The 16,615-nt window shown below is 42.7% G+C and carries 15 protein-coding genes; 4 read left to right on the forward strand and 11 right to left on the reverse strand.

Annotation, left to right across the window (positions count from 1 at the left end; genetic code table 11):
• Positions 1–47: 47 nt before the first annotated feature.
• Positions 48–1,508: a methyl-accepting chemotaxis protein gene (locus tag T541_RS0108170; protein WP_026652254.1), complete on the forward strand. Its 1,461-nt coding sequence runs from the start codon at positions 48–50 to the stop codon at positions 1,506–1,508.
• Between the two features lie 43 nt (positions 1,509–1,551).
• Here T541_RS0108170 and T541_RS0108175 read toward each other — a convergent pair whose 3' ends face one another.
• On the reverse strand, positions 1,552–2,646 hold the full coding sequence (locus T541_RS0108175; protein ID WP_026652255.1) for a type II CAAX prenyl endopeptidase Rce1 family protein: 1,095 nt from the start codon (positions 2,644–2,646) through the stop codon (positions 1,552–1,554).
• Positions 2,647–2,663: 17 nt separating this feature from the next.
• A complete protein-coding gene (locus tag T541_RS0108180) occupies positions 2,664–3,440 on the reverse strand; it encodes a hypothetical protein (RefSeq protein ID WP_026652256.1) in 777 nt (258 codons plus the stop codon).
• A gap of 148 nt (positions 3,441–3,588) precedes the next feature.
• Between T541_RS0108180 and T541_RS0108185 the strand changes: the two genes are divergently transcribed.
• Complete coding sequence (locus T541_RS0108185) at positions 3,589–3,840, forward strand: hypothetical protein (protein ID WP_026652257.1); 252 nt, start codon at positions 3,589–3,591, stop codon at positions 3,838–3,840.
• A 108-nt stretch (positions 3,841–3,948) separates the two neighbouring features.
• Here the strand turns inward: T541_RS0108185 and T541_RS21375 are convergent, their stop codons facing one another.
• The gene (locus T541_RS21375) at positions 3,949–4,122 is read right to left on the reverse strand and encodes a hypothetical protein (protein ID WP_155839482.1); all 174 of its coding nucleotides are present in this window, start codon (positions 4,120–4,122) and stop codon (positions 3,949–3,951) included.
• Positions 4,123–4,274: 152 nt separating this feature from the next.
• Entirely contained in the window at positions 4,275–5,951 is a 1,677-nt protein-coding gene (locus tag T541_RS0108195; protein ID WP_026652258.1) for a M3 family oligoendopeptidase, read from the reverse strand.
• 162 nt (positions 5,952–6,113) lie between these two features.
• Between T541_RS0108195 and T541_RS0108200 the strand changes: the two genes are divergently transcribed.
• A complete protein-coding gene (locus tag T541_RS0108200; protein ID WP_026652259.1) occupies positions 6,114–6,869 on the forward strand; it encodes an SDR family NAD(P)-dependent oxidoreductase in 756 nt (251 codons plus the stop codon).
• 2 nt (positions 6,870–6,871) lie between these two features.
• Entirely contained in the window at positions 6,872–7,927 is a 1,056-nt protein-coding gene (locus T541_RS0108205) for a pyridoxal phosphate-dependent aminotransferase (protein WP_026652260.1), read from the forward strand.
• 125 nt (positions 7,928–8,052) lie between these two features.
• Here T541_RS0108205 and cbiB read toward each other — a convergent pair whose 3' ends face one another.
• The 7 genes from cbiB to T541_RS0108240 all read right to left on the reverse strand — a co-directional run bounded on the left by cbiB (position 8,053) and on the right by T541_RS0108240 (position 16,575).
• Positions 8,053–9,009: an adenosylcobinamide-phosphate synthase CbiB gene (gene cbiB / locus T541_RS0108210; RefSeq protein ID WP_026652261.1), complete on the reverse strand. Its 957-nt coding sequence runs from the start codon at positions 9,007–9,009 to the stop codon at positions 8,053–8,055.
• Positions 9,010–9,053: 44 nt separating this feature from the next.
• The gene (gene cobS, locus T541_RS0108215) at positions 9,054–9,830 is read right to left on the reverse strand and encodes an adenosylcobinamide-GDP ribazoletransferase (RefSeq protein WP_026652262.1); all 777 of its coding nucleotides are present in this window, start codon (positions 9,828–9,830) and stop codon (positions 9,054–9,056) included.
• A complete protein-coding gene (locus T541_RS0108220) occupies positions 9,827–10,354 on the reverse strand; it encodes a bifunctional adenosylcobinamide kinase/adenosylcobinamide-phosphate guanylyltransferase (protein ID WP_026652263.1) in 528 nt (175 codons plus the stop codon). Before T541_RS0108220 ends, cobS begins: the two co-directional genes overlap by 4 nt.
• An 89-nt stretch (positions 10,355–10,443) precedes the next feature.
• Entirely contained in the window at positions 10,444–11,520 is a 1,077-nt protein-coding gene (gene cobT, locus T541_RS0108225; protein WP_026652265.1) for a nicotinate-nucleotide--dimethylbenzimidazole phosphoribosyltransferase, read from the reverse strand.
• A complete protein-coding gene (locus T541_RS0108230; RefSeq protein ID WP_026652266.1) occupies positions 11,517–13,037 on the reverse strand; it encodes a cobyric acid synthase in 1,521 nt (506 codons plus the stop codon). The genes cobT and T541_RS0108230 overlap by 4 nt, the downstream gene beginning before the upstream one ends.
• 42 nt (positions 13,038–13,079) lie before the next feature.
• Entirely contained in the window at positions 13,080–14,774 is a 1,695-nt protein-coding gene (locus tag T541_RS0108235; protein WP_026652267.1) for a phospho-sugar mutase, read from the reverse strand.
• Between the two features lie 100 nt (positions 14,775–14,874).
• Positions 14,875–16,575, reverse strand: a complete 1,701-nt coding sequence (locus T541_RS0108240) for a CoA transferase (RefSeq protein ID WP_026652268.1) — start codon at positions 16,573–16,575, stop codon at positions 14,875–14,877.
• Positions 16,576–16,615 lie beyond the last annotated feature (40 nt).

The following is a 16,615-nucleotide window of genomic DNA, read 5'->3' on the forward strand; positions in this document are numbered from 1 at the left end:
TTTCATCCTGTTTTATTCAATGCACATTGTTGCAGAAAGGGTCTTTTATGAACGCTGAACAATATCGTCGTGCCAATAACAACAGCTTCTATGTAACTGTAGTTATCATCCTCTGTGGTATTATCCTAACGTTTATAAGCATTGCAAAAGGCGGTGGATCTTTAGGTAAGTATTGCATTCTTATTTCCTCTGCAATTGCCTTTGCCATGGTTTCTATAGGTAATTTCAAATTTACCACCGTCAAGCTTGGATCAGTACTTATTATGGGCGGATCTACGGTTTTCTACTTTGTTCTTCTTATCGCAGAGGACAACATGGTATACTTTGCCTTCGGTCTTCCAATACTTATCTGTAGTATCATTTACCTTAATGTAAAGCTTTGTAAGGCAGGTATTGGAGCCATTATTCTTTCCTATGTAATCACTTTGATAAAAGTCTATGTAACAAATGGATCCCTGGGTCTTGAATATCTTGTTGCAGCTATTACATTAGGTCTTGCCTTTATTGCTTGTCTTTGCACTGTTACTCTTCTTACCAACTTCAATACAGAGAACAACGCAGTTATTAAGGCTAACGCAGATAAAGCTCTGGAAACAGGAAACACCATGGCTGATATTGCCAACTCCATTACAGATCTGTTTAATTCCTCCCAGGAGAACATGGTGTCATTGCAGAACATCATTGAATCACAGCAGAGCGGCATGAGAGATATTGCAAGCAGCATGGAAAGCACAGCCCAGGCCATCACAGGTCAGGCTCAGAGAGTTCAGCAGATTCAGGAAAAGACATCTGAAACAGAGCAAAGCAGTAAAGATATGCAGGTTGCATCTGAAAATGCTCAGAACACAGTCTCAGAAGGCGTAAGAGTAATTGGCGAATTAAAGACTAAATCACAGGATGTTGCAAAGGCCAGCCAGGTAACAGTTGATGCTACTCAGGCGGTTATAAATAAAGTTGAAGAAGTTACCAAGATTGTTGGATCCATCATGTCTATCGCAAAGCAGACTAATCTTCTTGCTCTTAATGCCAGCATTGAGGCTGCAAGAGCCGGAGAAGCAGGTAAGGGCTTCGCAGTTGTTGCTAATGATGTACGAGAACTGGCTGAAGAGACCAATAACGCTTCAACTCAGATCACCAACATTATAAATGAGCTTAACGATGATGTTCAGAAGGCTATGGCCAGCATAGATGATACAGTTGCTTCTGTATCAGAGCAGAATGATATGATTGAGACTGTTGGTGATAACTTCAACAGTATCAATGAGAATGTTAACGAGATGCTTAATCGCTTCCAGGAAATTGGCGAGGGCATGAAGTATATTGCTGATTCCACAGTTGAGATCAACGATAGCATTTCTAATCTGTCCGCCACCAGTGAAGAGGTTGCTTCACTTTCCAACGAAGGAGCTACTGCTTCTGACAAGGCTGTTGAAGAATTCGATGGATTTAAGGAAATCCTGCTTCAGATTTTCCAGCAGGCCAACAAGCTTAAAGATATGCAAAGCTGATGACTATATGAGAAATGCCGGTGCATTAGCACCGGCATCTTTTTTATTGTTGATTATTGTTTGTGAAATTCTGAACTGGTGGCTGGCCCTGCACATATGGCTGATTCTGTACTGGTACCTGTCCCTGAACATATACTGGATTCTGCATTGGAGCTTGATACTGAACACCTGCTGGCATCTGACCCTGAATTGGCATCTGGTTCTGTACATATACTGGTATTGGCATGATTGGTTCATGTCCAGGAAGGTATGTGCCATCTGATGTCAAGATCACGCCATACTTAAGATCCTTGATAGTAAGCTTCTTAGCAAGTAAAAGAGCTGCCACACCACTTACCACGAGAAGGATTGCGCAGAATATCAAATATGGTGGCTCTTCTGGAAACAGGTTTGGAACAAATAATGACATTGTATTATCTATCATATGGATAATAATTCCTGGAATAACTGAGTCGTATTTATAGCATATATAACCAGCAATAGCTCCCATTGGAATTACATATATTCCCTGGATGATATTCAAATGCATTACGCCAAAAAGAATTCCGCTTATAAGTGCGCAGAACACAACTGTAAAGTGCTTTCTTGTCATCTTTAGACCAACGCCTCTGATGGCAAGATCTTCGCAGATAGGAGCAAGAATGGCTGCAGACATAACTCCAAAGAAGTTCAGTTCATTACCAAGAGCCAGCTCCATTGTTTCTGAAAACTTATCAGCTGCATCTGGGAAAAGAGCTATAGTTCCATATCCTAAAAGATTAGTGATTGAAAAAGTAAAGAACGCTACCAGTGCCAAAAGAACAACGCTTAATGGATTCATCTTCTTAGTTATTGGAATATATCTGTTAAACTTCTTGTCCTTATTAACAAAAGCAAGAACATACCAAAGCACAAATACAGCAACACAGACAATCTCTGCCACAAATGTGATCATGGTAAGCTTATCTTTAATGATAGCCATATACTCTTCCATGTATTTTTCTGTGTCACCACCATATTTCATTGCAGGTTCAATAGCATAATAAATCTGAAAAACCAGAGATACCACGAGCTGAACCCCTAATAAAGCTCCCATAGAAAGGGTCGCTAGTATAAGTGTTCCTATTTTATTTCCAATTCCAACTTTTTTCTGATTCATACAACTCTCCCCGATATTTAATTAGCTGATGTGCCTGAAACTGCATCGGAAGCTGCTCCTGTAGTTGCAGTCTCCTGGGCTGCCTCTGTTGCTGCAGCAGTGCCATCTTCATTATCTCTATACATTGTAACGTCTGATACAAGCCATTTTCCCTGAATGTCGTCCTTCTGAAGATCAAGACTGATTCTGTAGGTCTCACCCTGGCTTGAAGTAATTGCCTCTGTATATGAATCAATAAGAATGATAAGAACATCACTTAAAATCGCATTGGAAGCAGCTTCCTCACCCTGCTCCGCTATAAGAGCATTGATAGTCTCCGCATTCTGAGTATTGTACTCTTCTACAGCAGCTGAGATCTTATCCTGAACCGCTTGAGATTTCTGAATATCCACAGGGAATGTAGTAGTAATGGTTGCCTCAGCTGTGGCTGTCTTCTTGCCCTTATTGATAGTAACATCGGTAATCTCGTAGCTGTCTATCATGCCTCCAAGGAGTGCATAGAACTCATCCAGCTTAGTCTTTGCTTCGTCACTGATCTCTCCATCGCCTTTCTTGGCATTAAGGAGCTCCTCCATATAGGAAGAATCAAACAATCTTACAAACTCGCCTTCAGCCACACCCTTGGTGGAATACTGAGCAATCTGCTCAAGGTTGTTGTCCTTAAGTGAATCAAGAAATCCTGTTGCACTTTCCTTTATTGCTGCCTTATCTTTAGATGAGCAGCCTGTAAGAGCCATAACACACATCATTGTAGAAAGAGCTATGGCACAAATTCTCTTCATTGTCTTAGTCATTTTCGTAGCCTCTCAAAATATTACAAATTTATTACGCAACGCTAAGTATACCACAAATCCGCTATTTAGCCAAAATATATCGCAATTTAGCGTATAAAGTGATAAAATAAAGTATGTAGCTTGAACATCTATTAAAGGAGGTTTTTGCATGAGAGTTCTTTTTGGTGAAGGCATCGTAAAAGAGGTTAATGCCGTAGAAGTTAAACCGCTGGACTTTGGTGATGGACAGATAAGTGGAACACAGATCGACTTCATTCTCTCAACAGGTGATGAGGTGAAATATATTTACAGTCAGAATGTACCTATTGAGGAATCAGGACAAAGAGCTATCGACTTTGTAAAGAAGCTCTACACAGACGGTTTCAATGACTTTACTCATGAGCCAGTAGAAATGTTGTAAGTAATCTCAAAAATCAAATATAGATACATAAAAAGGACCTATGCCATCACGCACAGGTCCTTTAATATTGCTGCTCTTCCATGGTATTCTCCATTTTCTATAAAAGAATCATCTCTTTCCAAGACAACCCTGGTGTTTAAGTTCAATCAAAAGATCAAAAACTACCCCCAAAGGTAAGCCGGTAATATGAGCAACTTTTTCAGGGTCTGGATAATATTCATTTTCACAGTCCCTTCTAATGCAGTCCATTACTTCCATTTTGGCATCACATGTCGCTGTCATACACTTATTTCCTCCTTTCCAAAATATTCTAATAATTCGGTAGCAGATATTATCTGCTACCTATTATTATATCGGAAAAAGAGGCTAAAAGTTAACACTTTTGTGCCAATTATTTAGAAAATTTCTATAAACTGAGCCTTTTCTAAGGAAACTTAGTCTAAAACCTTAGATTCCATCTCTTTTACAAGGAATTCAATTGTTCCATCCTTGAATGGGCTCTTAAGTGAAACAGCCTCAAGCTCGTTCTCATAGAAGTCCTTAACAGACATCTTGCAGAGCTCAAGATAGTGATTCCATGCATCCTTGTAGTCTTTGTCCATCCAAACCTTAAACTGCATAGCAACTACGCTGGCAAGAACATAATCGATGTAGTAGAAAGGATTCCAGAAGATGTGACCCTGTTTCTGCCAGAAACCGCCCTCAGAGAAGAACTCATCTCCATCAAAGTCAAGCCAAGGTCTATAGGTCTTTTCAAGATCCTTCCAAACCTGCTTTCTCTCTGCTGGAGTCATCTCTGGTTTGTCATATACGATGTGCTGGAATTCATCAACCATACATCCGTAAGGGATAAATGTGATTGAATCCTGAAGGTGCATCTTAAGATAATCATCTGATCTGTCACCAAAGAACTTATCCATCCAGCCATAAGTAAAGTATTCCATAGACATGGAGTGGATCTCAGCTGTTTCCATGGTAAGGTCGTTGTGCTCCATGATCTCTTCATTTCTTGTCACATAGCCCTGGAAAGCGTGTCCACACTCATGAGTGATAACGTCAACATCACCACTTGTTCCATTGAAGTTAGCAAAGATAAATGGCGCTTTGTACTTAGGAAGGAAGTCCATATATCCACCCTGCTTCTTGGTCTTTCTGCCAAGAACGTCAAAGAGCTCTCTCTCCATCATGAAATCAAAGAACTCTGCTGTTTCTGGAGACAGTTCTTTATACATCTCAAGTCCAGACTTCATGATCTCTTCTGGTGTTCCGATAGGAGCTGGATTACCGTTCTTGAAGAATACGTCGTTATCGTAGTATTTAAGCTCATCTACGCCGATGTTAGCCTTACGCTGCTCCTGAATCTTAACAACGAAAGGAACAAAGCTCTCCTTAACCTGCTTTCTGAAATTCTCAACCTCAGCTCTTCTGTAAGAGTTACGCATCATACGGTTGTAGCCAAGCTCAACGTAGTTGTCATATCCAAGCTCTTTAGCCTGCTTGGTTCTGTTCTTAACAAGCTGATCGTAGATATCGTCAATCTCATCAGTTACTGACAGGAAATACTCGCTAAGAGCCTTCCATGCGCGCTTTCTGGTGTCACGATCCTGGCTTGTAAGGAACTTACGAAGAAGTGAGATATTGTACTCCTCTCCGTCGAATGGAATCTTGGCAGAAGCGATGAGCTTGTCGTACCTGCTGACAAGGGCATTCTCCTCCTGCATAAGAGGAAGGATCTTCTCATCGATTGCCTTGAAAGAAAGCTCCATGTTCTTAAAGGCAACCTTGCCGATCTTCTCCTCAAGATAGTCTCTGTATGGTGAATTGTAGATCACCTTGGTGTAATCATTGGAATACTGCTGAATCTGAGGCCAGATCTCATCGATGTACTCCTTTTCTTTTGCATAGAATTCTTCTGTTGTATCTACAGAATGGCGGAACTCAGCGATCTTGGCATTAGTCAAAAGATCTCCATAGAACTCGTAGTACTTCTTGTGAAGTGCAAACTGTTCTTCACCACTCTTAGCATTCTTGGAATCCTCGATAAGCTGGGAAAAGAACTGTCCCACCTTGTCCATATCAATTCTCTCGTAAGGAAATTCTGAAAACTTCATGTGCATTACCTCTCTAATTTAAAAATCTATTTGAGTATAACATATATTTATTTAGGAAAAATGGGCAATCGGAGGATTGTTAAAATATAAACATTATTTTATAATAGAATTAGTTACTAGTTAATGCCATCCGCATGGATTGGCTCTACGAAAGGAGAAGGTATGGGAAAAACAGCAATTATTACTGGTGGCTCAAGAGGTATCGGAGAAGCTATGAGCATGAAGCTGGGGGAACTTGGCTACAACGTTGTTATCAACTACAGAAGTGAGAGCTCTAAAGCTCTTTCTGACAATATTGCAGATAAGCTTGTTAAGGAGTACGGCGTAGAAGCTCTGGTAGTAAGAGCTGATGTAAGTAAATACGAGGACTGCGAAGCCCTGGTAAAGGCTGCTGTTGATAAGTTTGGCGACAATATCGATGTTCTTGTTAACAATGCCGGAATCACCAACAACAGCAATTGGATAGATATTAAGCGCGAGGATTATGAGCGGGTAATCAATACTAACCTTATGAGTTTCCTTCATATGACTCATCTCGTTTTGCCATATATGGTCAATCACAGTAGTAAGGATAATCAATGCAGTATTATTAATACATCCTCTATCGGTGGCCTCATTGGTGTTATCAACCAGGCTGACTACTGCGCTTCCAAGGCAGGTATTATCGGTCTTACAAGAGCTCTTGCCCTTGAATTTGCAGGTAGAGGAGTACGAGTAAATGCCATAGCTCCCGGAATGATCATGACCGATATGCTAAGAGGCGTTAATCAGGATGAACTTAAGGCTCTTGCCGGAACTATTCCTCAGGGTTATATTGGAGATGTATCTGATATTGCAGGCGCTCTTGAATATCTTCTTGGTGCTCCTTACGTTACAGGTCAGGTGCTATCCCCTAACGGAGGAATTGTTCAGCAGTAAAAATGAAACACGGCGGCGAAATATATTCACAGGAATTAAAAAATAAAATAAAGCAGGACTTTTCAGTCAATATAAATCCGTATCCATGCCCAGGATCTGTCTATACTGCGCTTAAGGATAGCTTTGATCATATCGCAGAATACCCAGATGCTGGGCAGACTGCGTTTAGGGAGTCTGTGGCTGAACGCATCTCCAATTCAATCAACGCTGATAATATAGTAGGAGGAAATGGCGCTTCTGAGCTGTTTTCAGCAATTGTATCTGCCATAAAGCCTCAAAGGGCATTACTTCTTGCACCCTCTTTTTACGGGTATACACATGCTCTTTTAAGGGAGCCAGATTGCAAGGTAACTACATATCCCCTTAGAGAGTACAACGACTTCAAGCTCGCTGAGGATTTCCTTGATGCTATCACTCCTGATACAGACATCATCTTCCTTGCTAATCCCAATAACCCTACAGGCCAGTCTGTTGATCCAGCCCTGATGCTTAGAATTGTCAAAAGAACTAACGACCTAGGCGCCACTTTAGTCGTAGACGAATGCTTTCTTAACTTGTCTTCAAAGGGAGAATCCGTAAAGGACCTTGTAAATGAATTTAAGAATCTCTTCGTAGTCGACGCCTATACTAAGCTCTTTTCCATTCCCGGAGTAAGAGTAGGCCTCTGCATTTCCTGCAAAGAGAATATAGATAGGCTTAAGACTGTTCTTCCTGAGTGGAACATGTCAGTCTTTGCCCAGAACGTAGGCGTAGCCTGTGCAAAAGAGCTAGCCCATTCTGATTTTAAGAAGAAGTCAGTGGAAATAATAGAAAGAGAACGTGCTTTCCTGATCAATAGCTTGTTAGAGCTATTCCCAGAAAAAGTCACTATCTACCCTTCCGACACTAATTTCATTCTGATAAGGTCTGACCTTGATCTCTATGAAATATGCCTATCCCAGGGAATCTTAATTAGAGACTGTAGCAATTTCGAAGGGCTGGGTAAAGGCTACTATCGAATTGCCATTAAAAGTCACGAAGATAATAAGCATCTGATTACCGCAATATCTCATCAATAGTAGACACAGTACTAAAACTTCCTGAATGGAAAGAAATAACGCCCTGTCCCTTTTTCATGTATTCACCCCTGTTTCTGTATTCTCAATAATTTCACGCAAGCAACTAATCTACTATCAATAGCTAATCAAGCTATAAACAATACCCCCACAATCAGTAACACCACAAGACAGATGGACTCCGCTCCATACATCAGTGTGCAGGCTCTTGCTATGTCTTTATTCTCAATAGGTCTTACCGCATCTCCTATAAAAGGCTTCTTAACAACCTTCCCAAAGTACACCGCATCTCCAGCAAGTCTAAGTCCAAGCGCACCAGCGCAGGCACTTTCGCACTGGGCAGAATTTGGGCTCTTGTGGTTGTAACGGTCCCTTATGAATATCTTGAAAGCTCGTCTGCCACTATAATCTCTTCCAAGAACAAAAGCTGCCAGTACAATCAAAAGACCGCTGATCCTGGCTGGAATAAAATTAAAAACATCATCAAGTCTTGCCGGCACCTTGCCCAAATACTCATACTTATCATTGTGGTAGCCAGTCATAGAATCCATGGTATTAATAGCCTTGTAGACAAAGCCTCCCACCGGACCAAAAAGAAATGTATAGATCATAGGCGCGATAACGCCATCAGAGGTATTCTCTGCCACAGTCTCCACCGCAGCCTTGATGATCCCCTCCTCGGTAAGGCAATCTGTGTCTCGACCAACAATCATGGACACTGCCCGTCTGGCCTCTTCCACATCGCCATTATTAAAGGCGTGGTACACCTTCATGCTCTCCACCTGAAGGCTTCTGGCCGCCATGATATAGCAAGTCATTACGGCTTCTACTATCACACCAAGGGCCACATGAACCCTGTAAGCCAACACCAGGATTCCCAGTGTAACGCCTCCTGTTAAAAGAACTGTCATAACACTCATGACAATGCCCCAAAGTAGCTCTTTTACCCTGCCCCTGGGCCTGTGTCTATCAAAAAAAGCTATTAAGCTTCCAATAAGTCTTATAGGATGAGGGAAACCATGAGGATCCCCTATAACAAGATCCAGAGCAATTCCCAAAACAAACGCAAGTAGATGATACAACATAAAAACACCCAAACAATCAACTATTAAGTAAATCAAGATATTAATTACATCCCCAGTATCTTAACCGCCACTGCGATAGCCACCAGCATAATCACTTCGCACATACAAACGTAGTAGCCTGCAGTATCTCCGGTAACTCCGCCAAAGTTCTTTTCACATAATCTCTGATAAAAAACAGTAAACAAAATCGCTGAAACAACAGCTATTCCGCCTATATAAGGGGTTAGATAGGCCATAAATACTGCTGCCCCGATTCCCATTATGGCAAGGATGATCACGTCAAGCTTTTTGGCCTTTCCTGCCTCCTTACTTAACATGCCTCCTTCTTTAGCTCTTTTTAAACAGATGCTGGTAATGCCGCAGAAGCACCTGGAAACAAAAAAGCTAATGGCAAAAACATAAATAGCCATGATTGAACCAGTTCCAATCATGGTCTCTAGTGACAAAAACCACACCATGCAATAGGTAAGGAGTCCGATCACCGCAAAGGCTCCAATGTGAGGATCCTTCATAATAGACAGCTTTTTATCCTTGTCGGCAAAAGAACTAAGGGCGTCCGTAACATCCATGAAACCGTCAAGGTGAAATCCTCCCGTCACCAGAACTGGCACAAGAGAAAGGGCTATAGCCCTGGAAACGCCCGAAAAATCAAACATTACAAGGAAATGATCCACAAGTAATACTAGTCCTCCAATAACCGTGCCAACAAAGGGAAGGAACACAAGAACATGCTCCATGTCCTCCTCTTCCCAGTTAAACTGTGGCATTGGAATTCTGGAATACAACGAAAAAGAAACAATTAGATTTCTTAAGAATTTCATTTATCAGTCTCCACAAAACTGCCGTCCTCGCTAAGCTCATAGACCTTGTCACAGCTATCTTTAAGAAGATCATTGACCTTGCCTATAAGCTCAATATACTTCCTGGTCTCAAGATCGTAGTCTTCCTTGATCTCATAGTTATTGGACACGATCACCAGGTTCTTAAAGACCTTGGTAAGGGCAGATACGTCACTGGCAATATACTCAGCTAGATCGTCCTTAAGAAGGCTCTCCCCAAATAACACATTGCTTGTAAGATTGGCAATACACTCCACAATAGCTGTAGAATCGGCATATTCATTACCGCTAAAGCGTCTTTGCAGATTACGTGGGCACTCGATAGTTTCGAACCCCTTGCCCTCACGCATCTTACGGTGTCTTTCGATTCTTTCCTGGCCTTCCTTCCCGTAGGGAATCATAGTGGCAATGTAGACCTTTCTGTTGCCACCAGAGAGCGAAACAGCCATGTCTTCTGCCATTCTGGACTTACCACTGTCAGGCTTACCAATTATCATTGAGACCATAATACCCCCAATCCTTGACAAACATTGTCAACAAAGAACATCACAACAGTTACAACAATATCTGCTAAACTCTAGCTATCTATATCACATCAGGAAAATCTGTGATAATCCTCAACTGCAATATCGGAAAAAGAGCTGCCACCCATATAATAATCATACACCATGTCAATTAGTGGCATCAGCATTATTGCGCCAGTTCCTTCTCCAAGAGCCATATTTCCAAGAATATATGGCTTAAGTCCTAAATAATTAAGAGCCTTTTCGTTGCCTGCTTCTCTTCCAAGGTGTGAGGCGATCATGTAGTCTCTACAGCCTGGGACAAGCTCCCCCGCTATAACCGCAGCGCTGGCGCTGATGACACCGTCTAAAACTGCCGGTACGTGGCAGATTGCACATCCGATAAACACTCCAACAAGGCCTGCAATATCAAGGCCTCCCACAGACTCAAGAACGGCTAGTGCCTTTTCCTTAGGCTCTGTTATCTTTTGAAAATCATACATGGAAAGGGCCTTTTTAATTACTTCCTTTTTCCTTGATAGTCCCTCATCTGAAAGGCCGGCACCTCTACCTGTAAGCTGATCGCTATCCTCTGTTAAAAGAGCTGACAAAACAGCTGCAGAGGTGGTGGTGTTCCCAATTCCCATCTCTCCGGTAATTATGATTCTATAGCCTTTTGAAGTAAGCTCATTTACCAGATTGATGCCAGTCTCTATAGCATCAAGAGCCTGTTGCCTTGTCATGGCCTTTTCCTTAAAAAAGTTCCTGGTGCCCTTGGAAATCTTGTGACCACGAAGCCCCGGGATTATCTCGTCTGAATCAATTCCGATGTCCACAGGTACAATATCCACACCGGCGCTTTTACCAAGGGTACTGGCAGAGCTGATGCCTGCAGAAAGGGCCTTGGCTACAGATAACGTAACCTCCTTGCCGCACTGGGATACGCCCTCTTCTATGATTCCGTTGTCTGCGCACATGATAACGGCGCATCGCTTGTCTATGGCAAATCTTTCATTTTCATAGATGGCACCCAGCCTGCAGATCAGGTCTTCGAAATCCCCCAGGCCGTCGATGGGCTTGGCGATGGAATCGAAGTTCTTTTTACAGGCGGTATAAACTTCCGTATTTGGCTTATCAATACTTATTCCTAGCAATTCATTGATAGTCATTTTATTTCTCCAATGATCCGATAGACCATATCCATATCAAGGCTCTGTCTTAGCACATCCGCCAGCTTATCCAGCTCTTTATTCTGAAGGGATAGAGAACTGTCTAGAGACTGCTTAGTGGGTTCAATCCCCCTATTAATACAAGCAATCTCATAAAGAGCACTGGTAAATTCAGGGCTGTCAAAGATTCCATGAACATAGGTGCCAAGGACATTGCCAGATGCAGCAAACACTGAGTCTGGTGATAGCCCAGTGGTCTTTCCCATGTGGATCTCGTAACCTCTAATAGATATGTCAGAAAGGCTCTTGAATGGCTCATCAAGACTTTCTATCTTCTTCTCAACCTGTTTAAGGGTCTTATCACTTTGGAAGCTTGTGGAAATTGGAAGTAAGTAAAGCCCTGCTTCTGTTCCGCCGCCCTCAAGGCATTCCGGATCACATATTTCTTTTCCCAGGATCTGCATTCCGCCGCAGATTCCCATAACTATCCTGCCCTTACGATGCGCATCAAGAACCCCCTTATCAAGGCCCTTTTTCCGGAGCCACTTAAGATCTCCCAAGGTGTTCTTGGTTCCTGGGATTATAACAAGGTCGGACGATGCCACAACCTCCGGGTCATCTGTATAGGTAAAAAGAACTTTTTCAAGGTTCTCCAAGTTGTCGAAATCAGTGTAGTTACTGATATATGGAAGGCGGATTACGCAGATGCGCAGTACATCACCGTTTGTGTGATCATCCATTCTAGTAGCAAGCTCTCCACTGGATAATCCATCTCTTCCAGCGCCTCCGCGAAGCCTCTTGGAGATGCTATCCTCTTCATCAATGTTTAGTGGCACATAGGGAACAATTCCAGCAAAGGGAATGTCACAGTGCTCTCCAAACATGGATAGTCCCGGCTCAAGGAGCTTAACATCGCCTCTGAATTTGTTGATGACAAGAGCTTTAATCCTGTCCACCTCATCTTCTGGCAGTAGCTTAACTGTTCCAAGGAGCTGAGCAAACACTCCGCCTGGGTCAATATCTCCCACCAAAAGAACTGGAGCATCCAGCATCTTTGCAAGCCCCATGTTTACTATGTCATTTTCTTTTAGATTAATCTCTGCCGGGCTTCCTGCCCCTTCAATAACCACCACGTCGTTTTCAGCTGAGAGTCTTTCAAAGGCTTTTTTTATGTCAGGAATCAGCTCTCTTTTCATCCTGAAATAGTCTGCTGCCTTCATGTTGCCGATGGATTTGCCATTTACTATTACCTGAGATGTGGAATCACCCAAAGGTTTAAGCAAGATGGGATTCATATCGCTTGAGGGCTCCTTGAAGGAGGCATAGGCCTGAACCACCTGGGCTCTTCCCATCTCCTTCCCATCCCTTGTAACAAAGGAATTAAGGGCCATATTCTGCGATTTAAAGGGTGCCACCCGGTATCCATCCTGAGCAAGCACCCTTAATAATCCTGCGGTTAATATACTCTTTCCAACTCCGGACATGGTGCCTTGAATCATAAGTTTCTTAGCAGCCATAGTTCTTTTCACCACATGTAAATATTGTTGTATCTATTCACATCACTCTACTGAGTTGATCAGGGCAAAGATCTCGTCCTTAACCTTCTTGTTGGTCTCAAGGGCATTCTCTCTGCTATCTCTATTTGAGTAGAAGTAGAACTTGATCTTAGGCTCTGTGCCTGAAGGTCTGATGGCAAACCAGGAGCCGTTATCAAGGAACAGTCTGATGGCGTTCTGAGGTGGAATATCCTCATAGCCGTTAATGTAGTCGATAACCTTCTCCACCCTAGCTCCAGCCACCTCTGTAGGGATATTCTCTCTAAACCACTTCATCATACGCTGGATTCTCTGAGCTCCAGGAATTCCCTCAAGAACGATGTTAGGTTCATCCTCAGCAAAGAAGCCATACTTAGCGTAGATTTCCTGAAGTACATCCCAAAGGGTCTTGCCCTGCTTACGATAGTAAGCTGCTGCCTCTGCAACCAGCATACCAGCTGAGATTCCGTCCTTATCACGGATATCCTCACAAACAGCGTATCCAACTGACTCTTCATAGCCAAAGAGATATGTGTATCCGTTTTCGTGAAGGTAAGGAATCTTACCACAAATGTTCTTAAAGCCTGTAAGTGTCTCAAACATCTCTACACCATAAGCCTTAGCCATGATTGTAGAAAGTGTTGAAGTAACGATGGACTTAACAATGGCTCCCTTAGCTGGAAGTGTGCCAGCGTCCTTTCTACCCTCAAGAACATAGTTAACAAGAAGATATCCTGTCTGGTTACCATTAAGTGGAATGTAATTGCCGTTGTCATCTCTGATCTCAATGGCAAATCTGTCAGAGTCAGGGTCTGTTGCCATAAGGAGCTCAGCGCCAAACTCTCTTCCGTACTGCTCAGAAAGCTTAAATGCCTTAGGATCCTCAGGGTTAGGGTAACCAACCGTAGTAAAGTCTGGGTCTGGATTCTCCTGCTCTGGAACTATCTTCCAGTTGTTAAAGCCTCTGTCTGTGAGCATCTGTCTAAATGGGATAGATCCACAGCCGTTAAGAGGTGTGTAAACAAGAGGAATAGAAAGATCCAGTTCATCCCCTTCATGAATAGCCATTCCCTCGATTTTATCAAGGTATTCTCTATCATATTCAGGTCCAAGAATAGTGATCATTCCACTCTTAACACCCTCGTCAAAATCTGATGTCTTAATGCCATTCCAGATATCAACAGCATTGATCTTGTCTGTCATGCCATCAGCAACCTCTGATGAAACCTGACATCCATCGTCCCAGTAAGCCTTGTAGCCGTTGTATTCTCTTGGATTGTGTGAAGCTGTGATATTGATACCAGAAACTGTTCCAAGACGTCTTATCATGAAGGCCAGCTCTGGTGTTGGTCTTAAATCTGGGAAGGTATAAACCTTGATTCCATTAGCTGCAAAGATACCTGCAGCAAGCTTTGAGAACTCTTTTGAAAAATGTCTTGGATCATGGGCAATTATAATACCCTTGTCGCAAGCCTCTTTACCCTTAGATACGATGTAATCAGCAACTCCCTGGGATGCCTTTCCAACTGTTAAGAAATTCATTCTATTAGTACCTGCGCCAACCTTACCGCGAAGACCAGCTGTACCAAATGAAAGATCCTGATAGAATCTGTCCTCGATCTCCTTATCATCATCCTTTATGTTTATAAGCTCAGCCTTAAGTGGGTCATTGTCTGAAAGATTGTTAAGCCACTCGTTGTATCTCTCCTTATAATCCATAAATTACCTCCATTTATAACAAATTTATGTCTACCGACATATACAGTTATTATAGCACATAGAAACTATCATCACTTGACCAGTTTTCAAAAGAGCTATCTTACTTATTTTTCTTTGATTTCTTGCTCTTACCCTTTGAGCCTTCATCGGAAGCGTTTTCATCAGAAGATTTTCTGAATCCGCTTCGGCCATCTAAAAAGCGCATATTGTCGGTTCTGTACTGATTGATGCCTGTTCCGATACTTGTAGCCGGTGCTGGGAAATAAACCGTTCCTACGGCTGTTCCCTCTATCTTAACGAAAGGATCCTTCATACACTTAGGAGAAACCTTTCTGGCCATGAGATTTCCATCAATCTTAAGTCCCTTAGGGTCTGAGATTCTGTCAAGCCAAAGGTCTGTACACTCGTGGAGCCAATAGCCTCCTCTTGTAAGAGACCCTGTAACTGTATAGCTTCCACCCTCAAGAACCTGCTCCTTAAGCGCCTTCATGATTCCTGCAAACAGGATCATCCCTGGAATGTAATCAAGTGGCACGCCGTTAAGGTTAACAGGATGCTTTAAAGAGCCATTTCGTACGCTAAGTCCTGTGATATCCTCAGCACATGGCGCCCAGCCTGGTCTTTCCTTCCAAACTGAATCTGAGAAGCACACCATGTTGGCATAGATAACGTTCTGATTGATTCTGTGAATATCCTCTTCTGATAATCCAAATTTATCCAGAGCTCCGTTCTGATAGGAGCAAACCACAACGTCCGCTTCCTTAATCAGCTCTTTTGCCCTCTCAAGCTGTTCTGGCACGTTGAAATCAAGCTGAATGCTGTTCTTACCAGCCCATCCATCAAGCTCAAGCATAGCCTGCTCCTGATGTACGAAATCTCCTCTTCTTACCATAAGAACATCGGCACCGCCCTCTGCAAGAAGTCTTGTGCAGGCAGGACCAGCGATGATGTGGGTAAGGTCAAGAACCTTAACGCCGGAAAGTGGGCCCTGTCTCTTATCGAACTTACCGAATTTCTTCTTAAGGCCGTCAGAAACCTTCTTAACGCGAACCAGTGGCATGTCGCACACTGCCTTACCAACTTCTGATGCCTCCCACTCTTCTCTTGTGCGAAGCATGCATCCGCAGGCGCCGTTCTTAAAGGTCTCCTCCTCCAGTGCAAGGGCATCCCACTTCTTAACTGCCTTCTTAGTGGTAATCTTATCGAATGGCAGAGATGTGAATACGAATTTATCTGGATCCTTGGTAATTCCAAGGGTATCCATCATTATCTTTTTCTGAGATTCATAGTAGACGTGGGCAGAGAACTTCCTGCCATCCTGGGTTTTATATTTGTAAAAAGAGCCGTTTAGCGCATTATCAACACGCATAGCGGAGGTATATCTTGACTTGATAAACTCCTTGTTACCCTCGTAGGCACTCATATAAAGGCGGATTACCTGAAGGCCCGCAAGGTCCACATCACAATAAAGAGTCTTCTCAGACTTCTTATTGCCTCTTAAATTTCCAAATTCATGAATAAGTGCTCCATCCAGAGCAAGGATCGCTGCCGCAGGCCCTGTCTGAAGGACTTTCTCATCCTTGTAGAGCTTTTTGACAGCTTTTTTACGAAGTGATAAAAGAACTGGCTTTAATAGGCCAGGAAATGGATTATGGCTTTGACATGCCTTTTTAAGCTGCTGCTTGCGATCTTCATCCATGCAAAAGCTCATTGCGACATCTGGATGAATATCCAGCCTGTTAGTCAGATCCTCGTAGCAGATTGCAGCCTGCAAGGCCTTTTTTTCCATAATTTTGTCCATAAAATCCCCCTGTGGTGTGATGTGTTTTAATGCAATCGGA

The organism is Butyrivibrio proteoclasticus P6B7 (genome assembly GCF_000622085.1).
Taxonomy (GTDB): domain Bacteria; phylum Bacillota; class Clostridia; order Lachnospirales; family Lachnospiraceae; genus Butyrivibrio; species Butyrivibrio proteoclasticus_A.